This window comes from Rhizobacter sp. OV335 (genome assembly GCF_900142965.1).
In the GTDB taxonomy this organism is placed as follows: domain Bacteria; phylum Pseudomonadota; class Gammaproteobacteria; order Burkholderiales; family Burkholderiaceae_C; genus Rhizobacter.
The window spans coordinates 1-23,569 of the sequence record NZ_FRCQ01000027.1 but is presented as its reverse complement, the minus strand read 5'-3'; the positions used below and the strand labels follow the sequence as shown (position 1 = coordinate 23,569).

Below are 23,569 nucleotides of genomic sequence, written 5' to 3'. Positions count from 1 at the left end.
TAGACGAACATAAAATATAAGCGTATCATTTCTATACGTGTCCAGCACTTTCGGGCATGTCAAGGAACTCGAAATGCCGACCACCGTTACTTTTTTCCCCGTCGACAACGGCGATATGACGCTGATTCGCCTGGGCGACGTCGATGCCACCACCATCCTGATCGACGTGAACATCCGCGCCGATGCGGACGACCCGAACAGCAAGGTCCGCGATGTCGCGAAGGATCTGCGCGGGCAGCTGAAGAAGGATGCCGACGGTCGACCGTATGTGGATGCGTTCTTGCTGAGCCACCCTGACCAAGACCACTGCCGCGGCTTGACCCGCCACTTCCACCTGGGGCCCCTGGCGGACTACCCGGACGACGACAAAGAATACAAGGACAAGAAGATCGTCATCCGCGAGCTGTGGTCGTCCCCGATCGTGTTCCGCCGTGCCAGCAAGAACCACACGCTGTGCGACGACGCCAAGGCCTTCAGTAAGGAGGCCCGCCGCCGCGTCCAGGTGAACAAGGACCACTATTTCGCCGTATCGGACGGCGACCGCATCCAACTCATGGGCAAGGACATCGAGGGCAAGACGGACGACCTGGTGTCGATCGTTCGCCCGGTGGACAAGGCGTTCAACACCATCTGCGGCCGCACCTCGAATTTCTTCAGCGCCTTCCTGTTGGCGCCCATCGATGCCAGCACCGACGAGGAGGTCGAAGAGTGCCTCGTGAAGAACCAGTCGAGCGTCATCATCAACTTCACGCTGGCCGCCGACGACAACACGCCGGACGGCGCCAAGTTCCTCAGTGGCGGTGATGCGGAAGTCTTCATCTGGAACCGCCAGTGGGACCGCCACAAGAAGGACCCGTCGGTCCTCGAGTACGACCTGATGCAGACACCCCACCACTGCTCTTGGCACTCGCTGTCGTACGACAGCTGGTCGGACAAGGGTGAGGACGCGAAACTGGATGCGGACGCACGCAAGGCGTTGTCCCAGACCCGCAGCGGCGCTGTGATCGTGGCCAGTTGCAAGCCCATCAAGGACGACGACAGCGACCCGCCGTGCATCCGTGCCAAGCGCGAGTACGTGGCGATCGTTGACGATGCCGAGGGTAAGTTTTATTGCACCGGCGAGTACCCCAAGGCCAGTGAGGAGGAGCCCATGGTCTTCACCGTTACGGCCCAGGGCGTGGCCCTGGCGCAGCGCCGCGAGGCCGGCTCCAAGGCAGCCGCCTTCACTTCGACGACGCTCACGCCCCTGCCCCACGGCGCGGCATGACGGCGCTCGATGACGCCATCGAGCAGTTGCGTCGGCACCGGGGAATCTCGCGGGTCGGCGACCCGGAGATCGTCGAAGGTGGCGATGGCGGTTGGCTCGTGGAGATCGATATCCCAGTGGAGCTGCCCAGCCGAGCGCGCGCTGCAGGGATTACTGCGACCGGCGTCAAGGCCATCGAGACCTGCACGCTGGCCTTCACACGCTGGCCGCTGCGGGCGCCCAGGCCCTACTTGCGACCCGATTTCCCACGGGATCTGCCGCACATCAACGCCCACCGCGAGGGAGACCCCGTGCCGCCCTGCGTATTCGAAGGGTCGTTGGACGAGTTGCTTCACCGTCTCGGCCTGGATGCGGTCATCGATCAGATCATCGACTGGCTTGGCAAGGCTGCCAGCGGCACGCTCATCGACCTGAGCCAAGGTTGGGAGCCCACGCGCCGCGATTCCTGTCCTTCCACGGTCGAATTCAGTGCCGAGCGCCTCATCGCCGCAACGCCGGCCGACGGCGCGGTCCTGACGACCAAGGCAAGCTACTTGACGGTCGGTGACGGCGTGTACTGTCGTGTGATGCCCGAGCTGACGCCCCAGGCGAGCGTCACCTTCACGCAAATGCTGCGTGGCAAGCCAGAAAGGCAGTTCGGGTCGGGCGATTTCCCCGCCTTCATCGCCCGAGCCGCTGCTACCGACGGCCAGTTCCCGGTGATCGGCAAGTACCAGCCCGACACGGTCGTTGACCTGCCCTCTCTCCTCGATCTGGCGGCTGCGTTGGGTATCGATCGGACGGCCCTGGAAACAGCTCTGTCTGACTACTACCGTGCATCCGTCATCGGCTTGCAGAACTACAAGGATTGGAAAAGAGGCTTGCTGGCCCTCGTCGTGCTTGTGGTGAAGCGCCCGGCCCCGCTCGTGGGGTCGGACGGCCGCGACGTGGAAGTCCTGCCCTACGTGATCAGGTACGACATCGACCCGACGTCGGCCTTCAAGTTCACGAGCAGCGTCCACGCCGCGTTCCACTCGCACACCGTATCGCCTGAGCTGCTCGCTCGCACGTCAGGGCTGCCACAGTCCGTCACGCATGCGAAGACTGTGTTGATCGGCTGCGGCAGCCTGGGCTCCAAAATTGGCATGCACCTGGCGCGCGCCGGCATTGGACAGCAGACGTTCGTGGACAACGACGTCATGTCGCCGCACAACTTTGCCCGGCACGCCTTGCTGGAAGACGAACCCACGCTGGTTCCGTACAAGGCCGAGCAAATGAGGGTCGCGCTTGGACGCCTCTCTCACGTCGACGCCAAGGCGTATGACCTCGACGCCGTCGACCTCTTCAGAAACGACGAGAAATTTGCTGAGGTGGTGCCGGCTGATGCGGCATTGATCATCGAGACCACGGCGTCGCTGCAGGTTCTCATCGCCGCATCAGTTTCCGCTGCACTGACCGCGAGCCCGGTTCGGCTTGCACGGGCCGCGCTGTTTGGGCAAGGGCGATGCGCCGTGCTGATACTGGAAGCGGAGGGTCGGAAGGCCCGTGTGGACGACATCACCGCCTTTCTCTTTGAGTTGAGCCGCTGGCTCCCAGCTTTACGCGCGGGGATGGCAGGCACCTCCACTGACCCCAGGAGGATCTTCGTCGGCGACAACTGCAGATCCCTCACGACACCCATGGCCGACGCACTGATCTCTCGGTCGGCTTCCATGGTGGCGATGCAGGCTCAGAAATGGATTTCGGAGGGCAAGCCGCCGAGCGGCCAGCTTTGCGTGGGCGTCGGGGACCCGTCCAACATCGGCAGCAGTTGGGATGTGTTGGAAGCAGGCGAGACGACCGTTCTCGATATTCCTGACGATGGTGGTTGGCAGATCCGCGTGCTGGCCCACGTCGCGCACGCCATCGACGAAGAGGCGCGTCATTGGGGGCATCTTGAAACCGGCGGCGCGTTGGTCGGACGCGTGTCCTATGAGGCGCGCACTATCACTATCGCCGGCATGGTGGCGGCGCCGCCCGACAGCGTTCGTCGCGAAGCGGCCTTCATCCTGGGTACCGAGGGCCTGGCCCAGGCCCTGACGGAAGCGCATGCGGCGAGTGTGGGGCACCTGATGTTTGTAGGCACCTGGCACAGCCATCCCATGGGGGGCAGTCACTCAGGGATCGACAAAAACACGCTCAGGACGATCGCCACTGACGGCCGAGGGTTGCCTGCGGTATCACTGGTGTGGACGCCCCAAGGCCTCATCTGCGCAGTCGACCGCTGGTAGCCTGCTCATTGGTCGAGACAATGCCAGCCAAGAAATGAACCACAAACGTGCAAGACCAAATCGCGCCTGAAAGCAGGGACCGTAGCTGATTCACTAGGATGTCATCGAGATGTTCATTGCTCCTCACCTCGGCCGCGAGAGCGGCATCTGCCCGGCACTGCTTGATGACTACGGGTGCAAGCCGAAGCTCGTCATCATCAGCGACGACTATCTGCAGCACGACATTCAGGCAACCCCTACTACCGCGACAAAACTACTGGCTACCAGTTCAAGTCCGCAGGGACGACGCGGTACGTGCAGATGACCCGCAACGACGGCATGATTGATTCATGTCCAGCGGCACGGGGCAATCCGTCTTCTAAGGTACCGCCGTGACCAACCTCCTTCACGATGGCGCCCTGCAAATCTTCGATGTTGACCACGGCCAGTGCGCGCTTCTAACCATCCCGACGAACTGGGGCACGTGCTATCGGGTGCTCATTGATTGCGGGCATGCTGCGAACTTCCGTGGAAACCCATGGTACCCAGGGCATCACCTCCAGGCGGCGGGGGTGACCTACGTCGACATGCTGGTCTGCACAAACTTCGACGAAGACCACATGTCAGGCTTTCCGGACTTGGAAGAGCGGGGCATCACAGTCGGCTGCATCCTCGGCAACCCGACAGTGCCACCGGCAACCATAGTCAAGCTTAAGACAGAGGACGGCCACGACAACCTCGGCAAGGGTATCGAAGCTGTCGCTCGTAGCCTTGCCTTCCGAGGCAGCATCGGCTGGCAGCAGGTTCCGCCGCAGATTCCTGGCGTAAACATGATTTGGACTTGGAACTGCTACCCGCACTTTGAAGACGAGAACAACCTGAGTTTGGTGTTCACGCTTGACGTCTTCGGGCATCGGTTCATGTTCCCCGGAGACATGGAGTGCGCCGGATGGCGGCACCTTTTCGCCAACTGCACGCAGTTTTTCCCCGTGGTGAGCGGTGTGGAGGTGCTCGTCGCTGCTCACCATGGCCGGAACAATGGCATCTGCCCGGACATGTTCGGTGTCTATGCCTGCAAGCCGAAGCTGGTTGTCATCAGCGACGACTACAAGCAGTTCGAGACCCAAGAGACGACGGACTTCTACGGATCGAAGGCGAGCGGCATCTACGGTTTCCGTACCGACACAGGCGTCCGTAAGGTGCTGACCACGCGCTGTGATGGACCGCTGGTGTTCTCATTTCAGGGGTCGAACTGCGTCGTCTATTGAAGAAGCGACAAGAACAGCGCAAGGCTGCCTCACCACGACCGTCCGCCCATTGATTCGCCCGGTCAGACCCAGCACAGTGATATCAACGCGCACTTGGTTGAGAAGGGCCTGCTGCCCCAGCCAAGATGGAGAAGGAGTTGGCTGAGCTGCGGGCGCGGCGCCAGCTGTCTGACCGCAAGGCGGTGGCCCTCGACGCCGGAGACGGTTTCGTACTGCCAAGCTCACGGAATGCCTCACCGCCACAAGTACGACTGCCATCTCGAAGTAGTCAACCGGAGCTCGCCAACACGATGGCCACGGAAGAGGTCGTAGCCGCGTTGCTCGAGGAGCTGCGTGCGCTCAGCGTCACGGCACACACGACGTCTACTCGACGCCCGAGGGCTTCGGAGTCGCCGAGGAGGCTTTGCCGCTAGCTAGCGCGAATGTCTCGCGGCGGGTTGGCGTGCCTATCGCCGCAGCTGCACCACGTTTACCCCAGCCCCGAACACCTGCTGTACGTGAGGCAGTAGATGATCGTGATGGCTCAGGAACAGCACCTGAGTCTTCGTGGAGAGTCCCCGCAAGGCCTCAAGCCCAGCCGTCGACCGCTCGTCGTCAAAATTGATGAACAGGTCGTCGGCCACGAATGGCAACGCCTTCGCCTTGGCCAGGTGGAGCTCCAAGGCCGCGAGCCGCAGCGCCAGGTAAAGCTGGTCGCGCGTGCCCTCACTCAAGCCTGGGACCTCGACGGGCTTGCCATCTTTCCGGGTCGCAGACAACGTGTACGGCGTGCTGTCGAAATCGACGAAGAGCTTCGTGTACATGCCTATGGTGAGCGCCGAGAAGATGGCGCCGGCGCGCGTCAGCATCGGGCCTTGGTTCTGCTCCCGATAGCGTTCGATGGCCCAGCTCAGCAGCTTCGCAGCCGCGGTCACTTTGATGTAGCGCTCCGAGGCGTCTGCCATGCTGGCCAGCGCCTCCTGCCTGCGTGCCTCAGCGACAGCAGCGTCACTTCCGCCGCCAAAGGCTGCCACTTCCGACTTCGCTTGTGTGAGCTCCGACGCAAGGCTTGTCTGGTCCGCTTGCACCTGATTGATCTGGTCATTCGTCCTCGTCAGGTCGACGGCGACTTGAGCCAAGTCGCAGCCGTCCACCTCCGCAATCACAGCGTCCAACGTAAGCCCGTCGGAGCCTTGAGCGAGCGCCGTGCGCGCGAGTTCAATTTCCCGAACAAGCCTGCGCTGGGTTTCCGACGCAGTGACCAACGGCGTGGCCTCCTCGAGCGCCGTAACACCGGCCGCGGTAAGGAGAGGCGCAACCCTTGCCTTGACCTGTTCAACTTGGTTCTGGGCGCTTTCGCGCTGCTTGGTGGCGGCTTTGAGGGCGTCGTCCGCGGCGGTCCGGCGGGCTTCGCTAGCTTCGGCCTCCTTCAGCCTGGGGGACAGGGCACGCACGACATCTCTCGCATCAACGCCGCGCAGTTCCTCGAGGCTCAATGCATCGACAACTGCGGCGGCGGCCTTGCCAAACTCGTCGAGGTCGCGCTTCATGGTGTCGATGCGCTCGCGCCGAATGGCCGTGGCCTTGTCCAGGCTTTGGCGGATCGCTTCCAGCTTGTCGAGCGCCTGCTCCGCGTCGTCGACGGACTTCACGTATTCAGCGACTTTGGCCCCCGCCACCGCGGTTTCCCACTTCTGCTCCCACGCGGCCAAGGCCGTACTGGCGGCATCTGCCGTGGTCTGCAGGCGGCTCAGCGTGTTCGAGCTCGTACCTTGCTGCTTGACGAGCTGCCCGCGGCGCGCAGCCGAGCTATCGGCGTCGGATACCAGGTCCTCGGCGGCCGTCAGGATGGCGGAAAGGGGGCTCTCGGAAGGCAAGCTCACACCTGCTTGGCCGAGTTGGGCTGACAGGACACCTGCCGCGGCGCCGGCGTCTGCCACCTCCTGTTGGAGGGCCTCCTCTTTCTCGCTGAGCGTCGCAACGGCAGACAGGACTTGCTCGCGCTTCGTCATCCAAGCTTGAGCGTCAGCTAACGCGAGCCCTGGGAGGGCAAGAGCGACGGTCTGCGCCACCCAATCCTCGTCGAAGGCAGTCAGCTCGGATGCCCTGCGCTCCTCGGTCTGCTTGGCCGCAGTCAAAGCTGACTTAGACCGCTCCACCTGCTGCCTGAGACTCTGGAGCCGTGATGCGTCTGCTGTAGAGCCCAGCTGCGTGTCAACGAGCTGGTCCGCAAGGTCGATGGCCGAGTCCAGGCCGGCTGCGCCGGAATCGAGGGGGGTGGTTCCATCCTTTATGGCCTGCCAGTCGGCGTCGCGTTTCTCCCGGGCCTCCCGGACGTCGGAGCCCGTGACGATGTGGCGCGCTTCGGCGAACTGCTTCACCTCCAGCTGTGCATCCGCAAGGTCTTGCTCGGCCTGCGCCACGCGGTCGGCCGCCGTGCTGAGGTCGGAATCCAGCCGTTGGCGCTTGGCCACCAAGCCGGCCAGCCGCTCCGACGAGGGCGGCGACATCTGCTGAAGCTCCCCCACCGCCCTCCTCCACTGCCCCAGGCTTGCAAGGGCGGTATCCAGCGCACGCTTTGCGGTCTTCACGGCCGAGTCGGCTTTGCTCTGGGCTGCGAACGTGTTCCGGTAAGCCTGTGCGTCGGACAGCGCGCTGCGCAAGGCCGGCGATACCTCGGCGACCGTGATCGCTTTCAGCTCAGCTTCAACCTCCTCCAGCTCGGCCCTCTTGGTCGCGACGCTTTCTGCCGCGGATGTCTTGGCCTGGAGCAGACCACCGTGTTCGTTGACTAGGCGCTGGACCTCGCGGAGGGTGAGTTGGGTCGGCAACCGCGAGCGCAACACTGCCTCATCCTTCGAATCCGGCCAGCCCAGGTCTTCCGCGGCAGCCCCTGCGAGTTCCAGGGCGCGATCAACCTCCGCTTGTCGGGTGACCAGGCCGGTGTAGTGGTTCCGGACGCTCTCGCCAGTGGCCGCCAAGGCCTGGATGTCGTCTCTTGAGGCGAGGACCGATGCATCGAAGACCACCTGGTCCCGCTGTTCCGTCAGCTCGGTCACTGCCCGCTCGCACTGCCGAAGCGTGGTCTCAGCGACGGACAGGTCCTGCTCCCCTTTGGTCAGCGTCTCCTGGGCGTTCACGGGCAGGTTCAGCGCGTCGCCAAGCGCCTCCAGTTCGGCGAGCTTCTGCTTCAGCTCGACCACCTTGGGAGCTAGCCGGCGAACCCGCTCCAGCTTGTCACGCGTGGCCTGCAACTGCCCCTTGAGGGCGGTCGCAGCAGCGATGCGTGCTTCCACGTCATCGAGCGCAGACCGAGCGTCCCCAAAGCTCTTGGAGCGCACAGTGGCCGCCTTCAGGTCCCTGTTGGCTTGGTCGAGCTGGTCGCTGGCAATGTAGTAGGTGCGGTTGCCCGAATGCCGCGAGGCCCACAGCCGGTCAGCTTCGGCGATGAGCCCATCCTTGACCTTGCCGAGCCCGGCGATGCCTGCCGCGGACTGGAACAGCACCTGGCTGACGTCTTTGGAAGCGTCCAGGATCAGCTCGCCGCCGGCGACGAGCTGGGCATGGCTCAACCCGAACATCGTTTCGAAGAAGGCACGGTCCGCCGAGCCTATGAAGGGCAAAAGGGCGTTGTCGGGCAGAGGCACGTCGGCCGGAGTGCGCAGCGTGTTCTTGAGTCCCTTGGTCCGCATGATTGCGAGGCTCTCGCCTCCATCCGCGACCGTTGCCGCAAGGCACAGCTCGGACTGCTGGTGCACGAACGCCATCGCCGCATAGCGCGTAGGGAATCCGAAGATCAGGTCAGCGATGGCGCCGCGGACCGTCGACTTGCCTGCCTCGTTGGGCCCGACGATGAGGTGGAAATCGTGCTCGGCCTTGGGCAGAGCGATGTCGGTGCCGGTGAACTTGCCGAACCGGACTAGATTCAGGTTCTGTAGGCGCATGGGTCACTCCGCCTGAGCCAGGTGCGCCAGGAGGCCTGGCCCGACTTCTTCGATGAGCTCCTTCAAGTCGCCGGTTCGAATCTTCTCGATGAGCGGCACCACCTCCTGCAGGTCCAGCGGGGCCTTGGCTGCAAACGGCGCCAGCGCGGTCTTCAGCTCCTCAATGAAGTCGACATCCGTGGCGGCCTCCTCCAGGAGGTCCTGCAGGTCTGTGAAAGCGTCCAGCCGCTGGTGCAGCTTCTCCGGATCGACCAAGGGCTTCGTGGTGATGCGCACCTTCTCGAGCCAGAGGCGCTCGTTGCCGATGCTGGCAATCTGCGCGAGCACTTCGCTGCGCAGCTGGGCTTCCTGCCCGAAGAGCGCGCCGTGGGCCTTCGTGTTCCCTTGGATGGTGATGCGCGCAGCCCGCGGCACTTCGCCGTCGGTGTCGAGGAGTTCCTCCAGGGCTCGGCCAGTCTTGTGCACGACATCCGCGAGCGTCTCGCAGTCGGAGACGTCCACGGTTAGCTGCTCCCAGCGCAGCACGTCAATGAAGATGCGTTCGATGGTGACCTCTGCTGCATCATCGACCGTCACCATCACGGCACCTCGCCGGCCGCATTCCTTGACGCTGCGCCCCTGCAGATTCCCGGGAAACACGATGGTCGACGCACCCGTCCACTTCTGGAACTCATGTACATGACCCAGCGCCCAATAGCCGTAGCCCTTGGCGTGCAACTCAGCAATGGTGCATGGCGCGTAGTAGGCGTGCGCCTTGTAGCCTTCGAGCGCCGTGTGCAGCACGCCGATATTGAAGTGCCCCGCGGTCGGCGCTGGATAGCCGGTGACCAGGTTTGTGTTGACATCTCGCTGCTTGAAGCTCTGCCCATGCAGAGTCACGGCTAAGCCGTCCACCTTGAATGTTTGAGGCTTGCTCGGGCCGAAGACGTGGACGTTGTCCGGCATCTCCAACCTCTTCGTCATCTCGCTCTCGGCATCGTGGTTGCCGAAGAGCACGTAGACGGGGATGCCCTCGCGCCTAAGGCGCCCCATTTCCCGTACGAAGAAGATGCCCGTGTTGAAGTCTCGCCAGGTGCCGTCATACAGGTCGCCAGCAATCACCATGAAGTCGACCTCTTCGGCGATTGCGACATCTACCAGTTCGCCGAAGGCGTCGCGAGTCGCGCTGCGAAGCTGCTCGGCGGGCGCGTCTGGATAAGCGGAAAGCCCGTTCAGCGGGCTGTCCAGATGGATATCGGCTGCGTGGATGAACTTCATCGCGACCCTCCCCGGGGATGCGTTTTCTGGAATGGCCGAAATCGGCCGTCGTGAAAGTGCCACCCTACCCTAGTCCGGACCCCGGGGCTGACGCGTGTCGCAGGCTCAGGATCCATATGCGATATCTAGAAACTATCGCGCGCGGAAACCTCTCGTCTGGCAGTGGGACTTCGTCCGCCCCTCAGCAGACAAAGACATACCTCAGATTGTTTCCATGAAAGATTCAGACCTCCTGTCGATTCGCATCGAGCCCCAACTGAGGGCCGAATTCGAGAGCGTCCTGACCAACGGCGAGAGGTTGTCGTCGTTCGTCGAATCGTCAGTCCGGCGCGCAGTGGAGGCACGGCGTGTCTCGCGCGATTTCGAAGCTCGCTGCAAGGCGGCGCTGAGCAACTACGTTGCGGGAGGCGAGAGTTTCAGCAGTGTAGAGGTCGTCGCTGAGCTGCGCAGGAGAACCGAGGTCCGGAGAGCGTAGATGCTGGGCAACGCAGACGCACCCTGAACCATGGGGGCCACACCTTTCGAACCGATACTCTCGCGGGGGCGCGATACGGACGCTGCGGAGGGCACAGATCAAGCCAACCTTGCGCACCGACCCTTTGGCCCGTTCCGCAAGCGCCCTGCTCTGCCGCGCATCAGCACGGAAGGTTGCTGCATTGCTGCCGGAAGACGCAGGATGCGTTCGCCAAGTGTTTCGTCGCCCAGAAGGAGCGGCTGAGGGCGATGGACATTCGCGAGGTGGAAGAAGTCGATTCGAACCGGCAGGCTCTACTTGACATATACGTGGCGATTTCGCTCTCGACGCCCTACAACAACTTCAACAATCACTGAACGTCGCCGGCCGGCGGCTGACTACGACCGACATGGCGCTCTCCTGATGCGATTGTGATCCGTGTGGGCCGACTCAAGGTGTCGCTCGTATGGTCTTCGCCTTCTTGGTCCGAATCGTGCCTGCGCTGGGCCTGAGCTGATCCAGCAAATCTCTGGTGGCTTGGTCCCGAGCTGAAGCTTGGAGCATTTGCTCGCGCTGAGAGGTCAGCTGTTCCTGCAGTCGCCGGTTATCGTCCATGCGCTCTGCCAGCACTACTTGAAGATCCGTCAGGGCCTGCTTTGTGCTAGCGGCGACGCTCCGCAGTCCCGTCACTTCTTCAGCGTGTTGGACCGCCACATCGCGCGCGTGACCTTCGACCTCTGCCAACCGCGCCCGGACGGCCTCGAGGGTCTTGTCCGATTTGATTCGTGCCTGGCGCTCCTGTTCGATCTCGAGTGCTGCACGTCGCGTGGCCCCGTCAGCGCGCTGCCCGGCCGCCTCGACCGCCTCGCGGTGCTGAGCGCGCTCAGCGGTCAATGTCTCTTCGCTGCGCGCAAGGCGAGATTCCAAGCGTTCAATGGACAGTCTCGCATTCGCCAAATCTGCCAGTGCGGTTGCGCGTGCGAGCCGTTCCGTTTCGAGGGCGGCCAAATGCTGCGCGAGCTGGCCCTGCAGGTGAGCCAACTTGCTGGTGGCCTCGAACGCTGCAGCGGCGCTCTGATTGGCGCGTTCCTTTTCAGCCTCGACGTTGGTGATCGCCGCGGCCATGCCTTCTCGTAGCCGTTCGTCGAAGTCCTGTCGCGTCTCGGTCAGCGCGACCTCCCAGAAGTGCTTGGCCGCCTGAAGGACCGGGTGAGGTACGTCTGAAGGCGCCGAGAACGCGCCCGGATCCTTGATGCGCCCGCCCAGATGCCGGAACCAGGTCTCCAGGTACGGGCTGACCGTGTTGGGCGAGCCGCTGCCGATCTTCTGCCGCACCCGTTCAATCGTCGGCCTGGCGCCCTCAAGAAGTAGTGCATCACAGGCGTTCCAGACGTCGGTTTGACTGATTCCGCGCGGCATTTTCGGTCTCCTTGATCGGCGCCCTGCTTCGGGCCTACATTAGTCACGATAAGTGATAGTTATCGCGATTTATTTACTATGTACGTTATACATCATACAGTTTACATATGAAAATAGAGAAAAAGCGGCCCGCGGCGCTTGTTCCTGGAATCGCTGGATCAACTCCGCTGAATCCGACGCAACTGGGCTCAATGGCGCAAGAGGCTGAAGCGGCGCTGCTTCGGCAAGGCGAATCAGAAAATACGTTGCGCAGCTATCGCTCTGCCCTGCGCTACTGGGCTGCCTGGTACGCGCTGCGGTACCAATGCTCAATTGCACTGCCGGTCGAGGAAGCGGCTGTCGTTCAATTCATCGTCGATCACGCGCTGCGCCATGACAGTGACGGTGAACTCGTCAGCGAGTTGCCGTCAGCGATCGATCAAGCTCTGGTCGACGGTGGCTACAAGGGCAAGATCGGCGCTCCGACGCTCGGCACCCTCGTGCATCGCATCAGCGTGCTGTCCAAGGCGCACCAAGTGCAGATGGTGGACAACCCGTGCGCGCAACCGCGGGTGCGCGAGTTGCTATCGAAAGCACGGCGCGCCTACGCGAAGCGTGGCGCCCTGCCGCACAAGAAACCGGCCCTCACGCGCGAACCTCTGGAGGCGCTGCTCGACACATGCGACGCGTCGCTGGCGGGTTTGCGCGACCGCGCCCTCCTCCTCTTCGCTTTTTCCAGCGGCGGTCGCCGGCGCTCGGAGGTAACGTCAGCCAGCATGGAGAACACGCGCCGCGTCGGTGATGCATTCATCTACACACTGAGCCACTCGAAGTCGAATCAGGCTGGTGCTGATCGTGCTGAGAACGACAAGCCTATCGCCGGCCGTGCAGCCAGCGCATTGCAAGCTTGGTTGTCTGCGTCCCAGATCGTGGCCGGTCCGATCTTCCGGCGCGTGCGACGTGGCGGCAAGGTTGGTGAGCCTCTCTCTGCTCCCGCCGTACGCGACATCGTCAAGAAGCGCTGTGCGCTGGCTGGCATCGATGAAGGGTTTTCAGCTCACTCGCTGCGCTCGGGATTCGTGACCGAGGCTGGTCGTCAACAGATCCCGCTCGGTGAGACGATGGCGATGACGGGGCATCGGTCGACGGCCTCATTGGTGGGGTACTTTCGTCACGCCACGCTCGACAGTGCGGCAAGTCGGCTACTAGACTCAGAGAGAAAGAATTGAGTTGGAGCGCCTTACGCAACAGCTCCCCGCGTGTTCGAGGCATTAGCGCTGAGCAAATGGCAGCTAGAGGCAACAACTCAGGCTGTCTGGCCTCGAACAGAAACTTCAGCCTGCGACAGGGGACGCCGTCGCACAGTCTGTTCACTTCGCGACCCAGCATCTGATGATCGACGCACGAACCGCCTTCCTTCTCGCTGGCTTGCTGTTCGTAGCACTGCCGGCCACGACCTGGACTATCCTGCACCGCCGCCATGACCTTCGCTCGGTGGCAGCCTGGTGCAGCGGCAGCCTCCTGTACGGCTTCGGGTTCATTCTGCTGGGCTTGCGCGAAGCGCTGGATCCCATCCTCGCGTTCGGGATTGGCAACGTACTGATGTTCGCCGCCTATCCGCTGCGCGCCGCCGCGCTGCGGCGCGAACTGGGTGAGACCGCGTTGGACATCAAGCGCTTCGTTCTGCCGTGGCTGGCGGCCTCGACAGCCTATCTCACTGCACTGGGCGTGAGCGATCTCGAGTCCCCGCGGCTCGCGATCTCCGTGCTCGCCAACATCGGCGGCGCGGCATGGCTGGCCCGTCTCGCATGGACGCTGCACCGGCGCAGCGGCTCCCGCAGTGCCGCGATGCTGGCATGGACCGAAGCGCTGTTCGCCACGGCGCTGACGGTCCGGCTGGTCGTGGTCGCGAGCGAGTGGCAATCGGCGCGCGCGCTGGCAGGCAGCATTGACGTGGCTTTGGCGCTTGTCTCCAGCGTGGTGGCCTCGCTGTACGGCAACCTGGGCTACATCGGCATCGCCCTCGAGGCGGCACGCAGCAAGGAGCTCACCCGCGAAGCTGAACTCGCCCGCGAGCAGGAGCGCCGCATGCAGACCGAGCTGCGGCTGCAGGAGCAGGCGATGGCGCACGAGGAGCTCGGGCGCCTGCTCGCGCAGCGCGGGGAGATGCTCGCGATGATGGCGCACGAGGTGCGGCAGCCGCTGAACAATGCGTCGGCCGCGTTGCAGAGCGCGGCCGAGGCCGTAGCCGACGAGCAGCGCGATCGACAAGCCGCCGCCGGCCGGCTGCAGCGCGCCAGCGCGGTGCTGTCGCAGATCACGAAGGCACTCGACAACACGCTGGCCGACGCCGTGCTGCTGAACGACGCCGGTCCGCTGGCGCGGCAGGACATCGACATCGACACGCTGGTCAAGCTGGCGCTGGCCGATGTCGAGCCCGCCGAGCGCGCGCGCCTGAACCTGGAGCGCGCCACCAGCACACGCACCGCATCGATGAACGCCGGGCTGATCCGGCTGGCGCTGCGCAACCTGATCGCCAATGCGCTTGCCTACGCGCCTGCCAACACGCCGGTGACGATTCGGATCTCCGACTCGGACGACCCGCTGGCGCTGGTGATCGAGGTGATCGATGCAGGCCCCGGCATTTCCGCCGACCTGCGGCCGCGTCTGTTCACGCGCGGCGCGCGCGGCACGACACCTGGGCAGCGCCAGGGCCACGGGCTGGGCCTGTACATCGTGTACCGCGTGATGGCCCTGCATGGCGGTGAGGCGCGCGTGGAGCACCCGCCCGCCGGCGGCCTGTCGATGGGCTTGGTGATCCCGCAGTCCTTCGGTGCGTGAGCGGCTGGTGGCACCGAGGCGCGGCCGGCTCAGGCCACCGACAGCGTCGCCCGGAACACGTAGCCCACGCGTGATTGCGACTGCAGCGGCACCACCGTCGGCGTTGCCCGCTCGATGCGGCGGCGCAGCCGGTAGATCGTCGCGTGCAGCACGTTGTCGGGCTGCTCGCCGTCCGCATAGCCGAGCCGCTCGCGCAGCGCCTCGCGCGATACGCTGCCGCCCCGTGCCTGCGCGAAGCACTCCATCACGGCCATGTCGGTCTCGCTTAGCGCGATGCGCGCACCGTCGGGCGCCACCAACTCGCTGGTGCGGCGGTCGAGCTTCCAGCTGTTGACCTGCTCGCGCGCCGTCACCGCTCGCCGCTGCACCGCCTTCACCGCCAGCGCCACCTGCTCGAAACGCACCGGCTTGGCCAGGTACATGTCGGCACCGGCGTTCACCACCGACTCGAAGACGTCCGGCGCCAGCCGGCCCGACACCACGAGCACGCCTGCGTTCGTTCGCCTGCGCAGGATGCGCAGCAACTCGACGCCATCAACGCCGGGCAGCGTCAGGTCGAGGACGTAAAACTCGAATTCATAGGCTTGGGGGTCGACCAGCAGGTCGCTGCTGTCACCGAACACCCGCACGGCCACACCGCGCGCCTGCAGGTACTGCGAAAGAAACTCCGAAAACTCGGCGTCGTCGTCGACGAGGGCAAGCGTCTTGGGAAACATGGACGGACCGACGGGGTGAAGGAATCGCGCGCAGGTTACCGCATCGACTCCGCCCTGCCGCAGTGAACAAATTCATGATTTCAGCGCTCATAAATGATCAAGTCAATTGCGATATGACCGAAAACTAACCGAGGACGGGCTCCGACGACCGAGTCGTGCCCGTCTCAGTTCTGCCAGAAGCCGTACCGGAGATTGACGACATGTCGCACCGAATCCCACTTCCCCTGCAAAACACCAGCCTGAACTCCGGGTTTGGGGAATTCTTCCGCTACCACGGCTGGCTCGCGCCGGGCATCCGGCTGTTCCGATCGATCGGTTTTCGCGCCAAGGCGCTGTGGGTCGCTTGCGCCTTCATGGCTCCACTGGTGGTCGCGCTGTACTTCCTGCAAACCGACGAAAGTTCGCAGATCGACGTCGGCCGCGCCGAACTGCGCGGGATCGACTATCTGCGCCCGGCCATCGACCTAATGCGCGCAGCACAGGCACGCCGCTACGCGCTGACGGCCCAGTTGCCCGACATCGCGGAGCGGCAGGACAAGGTGCGCGAGGCATTCCGTGCGCTGTCAGCGCATCACGACGCGCTCGGCAAGGAGCTAGACGACGCCGCCGCATTCGCGGTGCTGCAGAAATCGCATGAGGCGCTATTGAGCGGTCCCGCGCCGGCCACGCCGGACGAGGCCTTCCGGAGCCACAGCGAGTACGTGGCGATGGTGACGGCGTTGATCGGTCAGGTCGCCAACGGCTCGCAGCTCGCGCTCGACCCCGAACTCGACACCTACCACCTGATGAACCTCGCGGTGCTGCGCCTGCCGCTGCAGGCCGAGACCACGGCGCAGCTTCGCGGCATCGCAACGCTGGCGCTGCGCACCAAGGAGTTGAGCCTCCCACGCCGCGATCGCATGACAGGCGACATGGCCGTACTGCGCTACCTCGACGCCGAGATCCGGAACTCGCATCGGGAAGGCGTCGAGAACATCCCGGAGAACGCCCGGTTGGTCGACGCGCGTGACGCGAGGGCGGCGACGCAGGCCTTCGAAGCGGCGATTGCCCGGATATTGTCCGACGGCTCGCACGACCTCACCCCGGCCATGCTCGACAACGCCGGCACCGCCGCGCTCGACCACCAGTTCGCGCTACAGAAGCAGGCGCTCGACCGGCTCGAGGCGCGCCTGCACACCCGCATCACCCACCTGCATGCCGAGCTCTACGGCCAGTTCGGCGCCGCGCTCTTCTTCATCGCGCTGGCCGGCTACCTGCTGCTGGCGTTCTACAAGGTGATGATGGGTGGCCTTCAGGAGGTCTCCGGCCACCTGAAAGAGATCACTCAGGGCAACCTGACGACCGCACCGCGTCCCTGGGGCACCGACGAAGCCGCGCAGTTGATGATCACGCTCGGCGAGATGCAGATCAGTTTGCGCCGCATCGTCAGCGTCGTGATCGACAGCGCCGAGAACGTGCAGACCGCCAGCGGGGAAATCGCGTCCGCGTCGATGGACCTGTCGCAGCGCACCGAACAGGCGGCCGCCAACCTCCAGCAGACCTCTGCCAGCATGGAGCAGATCTCGTCGTCGGTGACGCAGTCGGCCGGCACTGTGGCGCAGGCCAGCGCGAGCGTGCACGACAACGCCGGCGCAGCCGAGCGCAGCGGCCAGGCGATCACCGAGGTGATCCGCACGATGGACAACATCCGCGCCTCGTCGGGGCGCATCGGCGAGATCATCGGCGTGATCGACGGCATCGCGTTCCAGACCAACATCCTCGCGCTGAATGCCGCCGTCGAGGCGGCGCGCGCCGGCGAGCATGGCCGCGGCTTCGCGGTCGTGGCGTCAGAGGTGCGTGCGCTCGCCGGCCGCTCGGCCACTGCCGCACGCGAGATCAAGTCGCTGATCAGCGCCAGCATTGAGCAGGTGCAAGGCGGCTCGACCGTCGTCGGCCGCGCCGGGGAGATCATGCAGGCGGTGGTGTCAAACGCCGGCCGTATCGAGACGCTGATGCGCGAGATCGCCGACAGCACGCAGCACCAGCACCGCGGCGTCGGCGAGGTCAGCGGCGCGGTGCGCGAGCTCGACCAGTTCACGCAGCAGAACGCCGCCCTTGTCGAGCAGACCGCCGCCGCCTCCACCGCGCTGGCTGAACAATCGCGCCGCCTGAGCAGCGAGATCAGCTTCTTCAAGCTCGCATGATCAAGAAGATCCCGGTCGACCAGTTGCGGCTGGGGATGCACGTCCACGAGTTCTGTGGCTCGTGGATGGACCATCCGTTCTGGCGCTCCAAGTTCATGCTGAAGAGCGACGCCGACTTCGAACGCATCAAGTCCGGCGGTGTCAGGGAGCTGTGGATCGACAGCAGCAAGGGCCTCGACGTCGACGGCCCGGCCGCCTGCGTACGGGCCATCACGCGCGAGGCAGTCGCCGCCGAGGTCGAGCGCGAGTTGGAGTTCGCCGCGTCGATGCCGTTCGCGCTCGACGAAGCGGAGCACGGCGAACAGGCGCTCGCGAAGGCGGCTGCGCTGTACCGCCGCTCGGTGCCGAAGATCGCGTCGATGTTCGGCGAGGCGCGCCTGGGCAAGGCGATCGACGCCGGCCAGTGCGAGGAGCTGGTCGAGGAGATCTCCGAATCGGTGCTGCGCAATCCCGGCGCACTGATCAGCGTCGCGCGGCTCAAGCGCGCCGACGAATACACCTACATGCATTCGGTGGCCGTGTGCGCGCTGATGGTGTCGCTCGGCCGCCAGCTCGGCCTGCAGGGCGAGCAGCTGAAGAAGGCGGGCCTGGCCGGCATGCTGCACGACCTGGGCAAGGCGGTGATGCCGCTGGAGGTGCTGAACAAGCCCGGCAAGCTCACCGACGCCGAGTTCGACATCATGAAGAGCCATCCGGAGCGCGGCCACGAGATGCTGCTCGAAGGCGGCAGCGCCGGCGCGGTGGTGCTCGACGTGTGCCTGCACCACCACGAGAAGGTCGACGGCAGCGGCTACCCGCACAAGCTCTCCGGCGAGCAGATCAGCCTGTTCGCGAAGATGGGCGCGGTGTGCGACGTGTACGACGCGATCACCTCGGTGCGGCCGTACAAGAGCGGCTGGGATCCGGGCGAGGCGCTGCGCCGCATGGCGCAGTGGAAGGGTCACTTCGAGCCGCGCGTGTTCCAGGCCTTCGTCAAGACGGTGGGCATCTACCCGGTCGGCTCGCTGCTGCGCCTGCAGTCCGGCAAGCTGGCGGTGGTGACGGCGCAGAACGCGCAGAACCTGCTGCAACCGAAGGTCAAGGCCTTCTTCAGCACCAAGTCCAACATGCGCATTGAGCCGCTGGAGATGGACCTGGGCAGCGCGTACTGCCAGGACAAGGTCGCCGCTTGCGAATCGCCCGACGACTGGAACTTCAAGGACCTCGACCGGCTCGCCGGCCTGCCGAAACCTTGACCTCGATCGAGTCGCCATCATCGTGAAGACCTGAGCGGTGCTGATCGTGACCTGCAGTGCGCGCTGTCGCTTGTGGCCACCTCCGCCTGCGTCGCTGCCGCACGCGGCCTGGCGCGGCGTGCTGCTGCAGCGGCTGGAGGCGCTGCAGCAGCACGCTTCGACACGGTGTTCCTCGACAAGACCGGCACGCTGACGCAGGAGCATCCGCGCTGCTCGGCGGTGCGGGTGCCGGGCCGCCCGGGGAGTCGCGGCCGGCCCTGCTGCACCGCGCCGCGCCGCTTCGCTGGCGCGCCGGTCGCGCCATCCGTTGTCGCAGGCGGTGGCCGGGCTCGCGCCGCACGACGGCATTGCCTGGTCGGAGGGTTCAGCCGTGCCGGCGAGGCGCTGCTGTGCCTGGAGTTCGACGAGCATCTCGCGACGTTGCCGTCGGCGCACTGCAGGCGCTCTGCGCGGCCGGCTGGCGCCGCGTGCTGCTGTCCGGCGACATGCGGCGGCGGGTCGAGCCGACCGCGCGATGCGCGTCGGTGCCGATGCTGCGATCGGCGCGGCGACCCAGCCGCCAAGCTGGCCGCGGTGCAGCGCGAGCAGGCGGCCGGCCACTGCGTCGCGATGGTCGGCGACGGCATCAACGACGGGCCGCTGCCCCCTCGCGCCACCCGCCGCGACGCGACGCGCCAGCGCGATCAGGCAGCAGCCAGTCCCTCAGCAACGCCGCGCAATGCAGGCTTGTCGACGATATCGATCTCCCGCAGCCGCACTCGCAGACAGCCCGCCGCGCGCAGCCGCGTCAGCACGTGACTCACCGTCTCAATGCTCAAGCCCAGGTGGCTGCCGATATCCTCGCGGCTCATCGGCAGGCGCAGCTCGGTGCCGGATTGTCCGCGCTCCAGCGCGCGCTCCGACAGCCCCAGCAGGAAGGCCGCGATGCGCGCCCCTGCCTGGCGCTGGCCGAGCAGCCGCATCAGCGCGTGGTCGCGCACGATCTCGCGGCTCATCAGCTGGTGGAAACGCCGCTGCAGCGTGCTCGACGCCGCCAGCACCTGCTCGACCTGGTCGTACGGCAGCTCGCACACCTCGGAATCCTGCAGCGCGATCGCCTGGCAACAGTGCAACCCGGCATCGATCGCGTCCAGCCCGAGCAGGTCGCCCGGCAACGCGAAGCCGGTCACACGCCCGCGCTGCGGCGGTGTGCCCACACAGGTCTTGAAGGCGCCGCTGCGCACCGCGTACAGCGATGCGAAGGCCTCGTCCTCGAGGAACAGGCAGTCCCCCGCGGCCACCGCGCGCATGCTGCCGGCCACCACCGATTCGATGTCGTCGCGCACCACCGGCAGGCACAGATTGCGCCGCTCGCATAGCATGCAGTCGGGCTCGGAGGGGAGCGCAGGAAGGCGGTTCATCGGAGGCATTTTGAAAGTACATCGGCAGGCCCCGCTTGATCCAGCGCAAACCGCCGCAGCGCGCGCCGCACGACAGTGGCGACATGAACGCCACACACCCCTCCCCCGCGCTGGAAGTCGCATTGGACGACGCACTGGACGACGAACTGCTGCGCCGCTTCGACGTGCCCGGTCCGCGCTACACCTCGTACCCGACGGCCGACCGCTTCGGCGACGCGTTCGACGCCGCGCAGTACCAGCGAACCCTGGTCATGCGCAGCAGCGACAGCGGCAAGAGCGCCGCGCCGCTGTCGATCTACGTGCACATCCCGTTCTGCGAATCGGTCTGCTACTACTGCGCCTGCAACAAGGTGATCACGCGCCACCACGAGCGCGCCGTCGAATACCTCGACGCGCTGGCCACCGAGATCGAGCTGCACGCCACCGCGCTCGACACCGGCGTGCCGGTGTCGCAGCTGCACCTCGGCGGCGGCTCGCCGACCTTCCTGAGCGATGCCGAGCTCACCCGGCTGATGGCGATGCTGCGCGGCGCGTTCCGGCTGCTGCCCGATGCCGAGGTCTCGATCGAGGTTGACCCGCGCACCGTCACGCCGCAGCGCCTGGCGCACTTCCGTTCGCTCGGCTTCAACCGCATCAGCTTCGGCGTGCAGGACATCCAGCCCGAGGTGCAGCAGGCGGTGCACCGCGTGCAGCCGTTCGAGGACGTGCGCGTGCTGGTCGCCGCTGCGCGCGTGCAGGGCTACGAATCGATCAACGTCGACCTGATCTACGGCCTGCCGAAGCAGACGCCGCAGACGCTGGCCGAAACAGTGGCACGCGTCGCCGAGCTGCGCCCCGACCGGGTCGCGCTGTACGGCTACGCGCACCTGCCGGAGCGCTTCAAGCCGCAGCGGCGCATCGTCACCGCCGAGCTGCCGACCGGTGCAGATCGCGTCGCGATGCTGCGCCGCGCGATCAACGGCTTCCTCGGCGCCGGCTACGAGGACATCGGCATGGACCACTTCGCGCTGCCCGGCGATGCGCTCGCCCGCGCACGCCGCGCCGGCCGGCTGCACCGCAACTTCCAGGGCTACGGCACGCAGCCCGACTGCGACCTGATCGGCCTCGGCGTCTCGGCGATCGGTCGCATGGGCAGCAGCTACAGCCAGAACGCGAAGACCCTGCCCGAGTACTACGAGGCGCTCGCGCAGCGCCGCTTCCCCGTGGTGCGCGGCCTCGCGCTCGACAGCGACGACCTGCTGCGCCGCGAGGTGATCATGGCGCTGATGTGCCAGGGCCGCGCCGACCTGAGCACGCGCGGCCATGCGCACGGTGTCGACGGCGCGGCGTACTTCGCGCCCGAGCTGGCATCGCTGCAGGTGTTCGTGGCCGACGGCCTGGTCGAGATCGACGGCGGCGCGACCGTGCAGGTCACGCCGCGCGGCTGGCTGCTGGTGCGCGCCATCGCGATGGTGTTCGACCGTCACTTGCAGGCCGCACGGGCCCGGGTGCGCGAAGGCCGCACCGGGGAGGCCGGCGGCGCGCGCTTTTCGCGCGTGCTGTGACGCGGCGATGAGCCTTGCGCTGCTCACCGGCGCCGCCTTGCTCGGCCTGGCCGGCTCGGCGCACTGCGCCGCGATGTGCGGTGCCAGCAGCGCCGCGATCGTGCGCGGCTGCGGCAGCGCGGCCGGCGGGCGCACGCTGCCGGCCGCGCTCGCGTTCCAGGGCGGGCGGCTGTTCGGCTACGCCGCGGGCGGCGCGCTGGTCGCCTCCAGCGTGTCGGCGCTCGCCTGGCTCGGCCAGGCCACGCCGGCCTTGCGGCCGCTGTGGGCCTTGCTGCACGTGGCGGGCGTCGCGCTCGGGCTGTGGCTGCTGTTCAGCGGCCGGCAGCCGCGCTGGCTGGCGCGGCTCGGGCAGGCGCCGGCACCACTGCATGCGCCCCGTGCCGACGGCTGGCAGGCGATGGCCGGGCCGCTGAAGGCGGGCGCCGCCGGCACGCTGTGGGTTGCGTGGCCGTGCGGGCTGCTGCAGTCGGCATTGGTGCTCGCGGCGCTGGCCGATGGCGCGGTGGCCGGTGCCGGCGTGATTGCCTCGTTCGGCCTCGCGTCGTCATTCGCACTGTGGGGCGCGCCGGTGCTGTGGGCGCGGCTCGACCGGCGTGCGCTCGCATGGAGCATCCGGCTGGCCGGCCTGTGCCTGCTGATCGGCTCCGGCTGGTCGCTCGGCCACGGGCTGTGGCCGGACTCGCCGCTGTTCTGCGTGACCTGATCGGCACTGCTTGACGCCCGTCAAGCCGATGGCGAGGCGCCGCGGATTCAATGACGGCAGACCCTGAACTCTGCAGACAACGACCATGAGCCATTCCACCTCACCGCGCGCCTTCATCGTCGGCAGCGGCATTGCCGCGCTGTCCGCCGCCGTGCTGCTGATCCGCGACGCCGGCTGGCGCGGTCGCGACATTCGCATCCTCGAGGAATTGCCGGTTGCCGGCGGCGCGCTCGACGGCAGTGGCGACGCCATCGGCGGCTTCATGTCGCGGGGCGGACGCATGTGGACCGAGGAGGCCTATGTGTGCCTGTGGGACGTGCTGTCAAGCGTGCCCTCGCTCGGCGACGCGAAGCGCAGCGTGAAGGACGAGGTGCGGCAGTTCAACGCCGAGGTGCTGACGCACGCGCACGCGCGACTGGTCGACCGCGGGCACCACATCCTCGACGCGAGCGAGCTCGGCTTCGACCTGCACGACCGGCTCGACCTGGTGCGCCTGCTGGTCACGCCGGAGCGGCTGCTCGGCACGCGCCGCATCGACGACTGGTTTGCGCCGCACTTCCTCGAGACGAACTTCTGGACGATGTGGCGCACCACCTTCGCGTTCCAGAACTGGCACAGCGCGGTCGAGCTGCGACGCTACATGCTGCGCTTCCTGCAGGAGTTCCCGCGCATCCACACGCTGGGCGGGGTGCGGCGCACGGCGCTGAACCAGTACGACTCGGTGGTGCGGCCGATGCACGACTGGCTGGCCCTGCACGGCGTCGTCTTCGAGCACGGCAGCCGGGTGCTCGACGCCGACTTCGTCGACGAGGGCGCAGGCCGGCGCATCGAGGCCCTGCACGGCGAGCGCAAGGGCCGGCCCTTCAGCCTCTCCGTCGGCCGCGACGACAAGGTGTTCCTGACGCTCGGGTCGATGACGGCCGACTCGCGCCGCGGCGGCCACGACCGCGCCGCCGAGTTGGTGCGCGAGCCGCTCGACGGCGCCTGGACGCTGTGGAAGCGGCTCGCGCGCAAGGCGCCCGGTTTCGGCCGCCCGCAGGCCTTCTGCGGCGACGTCGACCTGAGCAAGTGGCTGTCGTTCACGCTGACGCTGCGCAACCCGGCGCTGATCCAGCGCATCCGCGAGTTCTCGGGCAACGCACCCGGCACCGG

General features: G+C 66.0%; 16 protein-coding genes. 11 read left to right on the top strand and 5 right to left on the bottom strand.

All coding sequences use genetic code 11. From position 1 onward, the window contains the following. The first annotated feature begins 73 nt into the window (after nucleotides 1-73). The 3 genes from BUE42_RS23920 to BUE42_RS23910 all read left to right on the top strand — a co-directional run bounded on the left by BUE42_RS23920 (nucleotide 74) and on the right by BUE42_RS23910 (nucleotide 4,763). Nucleotides 74-1,267, top strand: a complete 1,194-nt coding sequence (locus tag BUE42_RS23920) for a ComEC/Rec2 family competence protein (protein WP_073467804.1) — start codon at nucleotides 74-76, stop codon at nucleotides 1,265-1,267. Continuing rightward, nucleotides 1,264-3,516, top strand: coding sequence for a ThiF family adenylyltransferase (locus tag BUE42_RS23915; protein ID WP_073467803.1), 2,253 nt, complete (start codon nucleotides 1,264-1,266; stop codon nucleotides 3,514-3,516). Before BUE42_RS23920 ends, BUE42_RS23915 begins: the two co-directional genes overlap by 4 nt. Before the next feature lie 371 nt (nucleotides 3,517-3,887). Then, nucleotides 3,888-4,763 (top strand): ComEC/Rec2 family competence protein, encoded by an 876-nt coding sequence (locus BUE42_RS23910; RefSeq protein ID WP_073467802.1) that lies wholly within the window; start codon nucleotides 3,888-3,890, stop codon nucleotides 4,761-4,763. Nucleotides 4,764-5,209: 446 nt separating this feature from the next. Here the strand turns inward: BUE42_RS23910 and BUE42_RS23905 are convergent, their stop codons facing one another. Then, a complete protein-coding gene (locus BUE42_RS23905; RefSeq protein ID WP_073467801.1) occupies nucleotides 5,210-8,686 on the bottom strand; it encodes an ATP-binding protein in 3,477 nt (1,158 codons plus the stop codon). A 3-nt stretch (nucleotides 8,687-8,689) separates the two neighbouring features. Next, a complete protein-coding gene (locus BUE42_RS23900; RefSeq protein ID WP_073467800.1) occupies nucleotides 8,690-9,943 on the bottom strand; it encodes a DNA repair exonuclease in 1,254 nt (417 codons plus the stop codon). A gap of 214 nt (nucleotides 9,944-10,157) precedes the next feature. On the opposite strand from BUE42_RS23900, the gene BUE42_RS34205 reads away from it, so the two are divergent. After that, nucleotides 10,158-10,418: a YlcI/YnfO family protein gene (locus BUE42_RS34205; protein ID WP_073467799.1), complete on the top strand. Its 261-nt coding sequence runs from the start codon at nucleotides 10,158-10,160 to the stop codon at nucleotides 10,416-10,418. Between the two features lie 429 nt (nucleotides 10,419-10,847). Here the strand turns inward: BUE42_RS34205 and BUE42_RS23885 are convergent, their stop codons facing one another. Further along, the gene (locus BUE42_RS23885; RefSeq protein ID WP_073467797.1) at nucleotides 10,848-11,816 is read right to left on the bottom strand and encodes a DNA-binding protein; all 969 of its coding nucleotides are present in this window, start codon (nucleotides 11,814-11,816) and stop codon (nucleotides 10,848-10,850) included. A 107-nt stretch (nucleotides 11,817-11,923) separates the two neighbouring features. On the opposite strand from BUE42_RS23885, the gene BUE42_RS23880 reads away from it, so the two are divergent. Together BUE42_RS23880 and BUE42_RS23875 are read left to right on the top strand one after the other, a co-directional pair. Continuing rightward, nucleotides 11,924-13,024: a site-specific integrase gene (locus BUE42_RS23880; RefSeq protein WP_369822997.1), complete on the top strand. Its 1,101-nt coding sequence runs from the start codon at nucleotides 11,924-11,926 to the stop codon at nucleotides 13,022-13,024. A 163-nt stretch (nucleotides 13,025-13,187) separates the two neighbouring features. Further along, a complete protein-coding gene (locus tag BUE42_RS23875) occupies nucleotides 13,188-14,636 on the top strand; it encodes a sensor histidine kinase (RefSeq protein ID WP_073467795.1) in 1,449 nt (482 codons plus the stop codon). A 29-nt stretch (nucleotides 14,637-14,665) separates the two neighbouring features. On the opposite strand, the gene BUE42_RS23870 is transcribed toward BUE42_RS23875, so the two are convergent. Further along, nucleotides 14,666-15,352: a response regulator transcription factor gene (locus tag BUE42_RS23870; RefSeq protein WP_073467794.1), complete on the bottom strand. Its 687-nt coding sequence runs from the start codon at nucleotides 15,350-15,352 to the stop codon at nucleotides 14,666-14,668. Between the two features lie 200 nt (nucleotides 15,353-15,552). Here BUE42_RS23870 and BUE42_RS23865 point away from each other — a divergent pair, with 200 nt between their 5' ends. Both BUE42_RS23865 and BUE42_RS23860 read left to right on the top strand, forming a co-directional pair. Continuing rightward, on the top strand, nucleotides 15,553-17,535 hold the full coding sequence (locus tag BUE42_RS23865) for a methyl-accepting chemotaxis protein (RefSeq protein WP_073467793.1): 1,983 nt from the start codon (nucleotides 15,553-15,555) through the stop codon (nucleotides 17,533-17,535). After that, on the top strand, nucleotides 17,532-18,770 hold the full coding sequence (locus BUE42_RS23860; RefSeq protein ID WP_073467792.1) for an HD-GYP domain-containing protein: 1,239 nt from the start codon (nucleotides 17,532-17,534) through the stop codon (nucleotides 18,768-18,770). Before BUE42_RS23865 ends, BUE42_RS23860 begins: the two co-directional genes overlap by 4 nt. Before the next feature lie 683 nt (nucleotides 18,771-19,453). Here BUE42_RS23860 and BUE42_RS23855 read toward each other — a convergent pair. Then, a complete protein-coding gene (locus tag BUE42_RS23855; RefSeq protein ID WP_073467791.1) occupies nucleotides 19,454-20,170 on the bottom strand; it encodes a helix-turn-helix domain-containing protein in 717 nt (238 codons plus the stop codon). Between the two features lie 83 nt (nucleotides 20,171-20,253). Here BUE42_RS23855 and hemN point away from each other — a divergent pair, with 83 nt between their 5' ends. The 3 genes from hemN to BUE42_RS23840 form a co-directional block, all read left to right on the top strand. Then, entirely contained in the window at nucleotides 20,254-21,714 is a 1,461-nt protein-coding gene (gene hemN, locus BUE42_RS23850) for an oxygen-independent coproporphyrinogen III oxidase (RefSeq protein WP_073467870.1), read from the top strand. Between the two features lie 7 nt (nucleotides 21,715-21,721). Beyond that, complete coding sequence (locus tag BUE42_RS23845) at nucleotides 21,722-22,417, top strand: sulfite exporter TauE/SafE family protein (protein WP_073467790.1); 696 nt, start codon at nucleotides 21,722-21,724, stop codon at nucleotides 22,415-22,417. An 85-nt stretch (nucleotides 22,418-22,502) separates the two neighbouring features. Next, a partial coding sequence (locus tag BUE42_RS23840) for an oleate hydratase (RefSeq protein ID WP_073467789.1) occupies nucleotides 22,503-23,569 on the top strand: 1,067 nt, incomplete at its 3' end.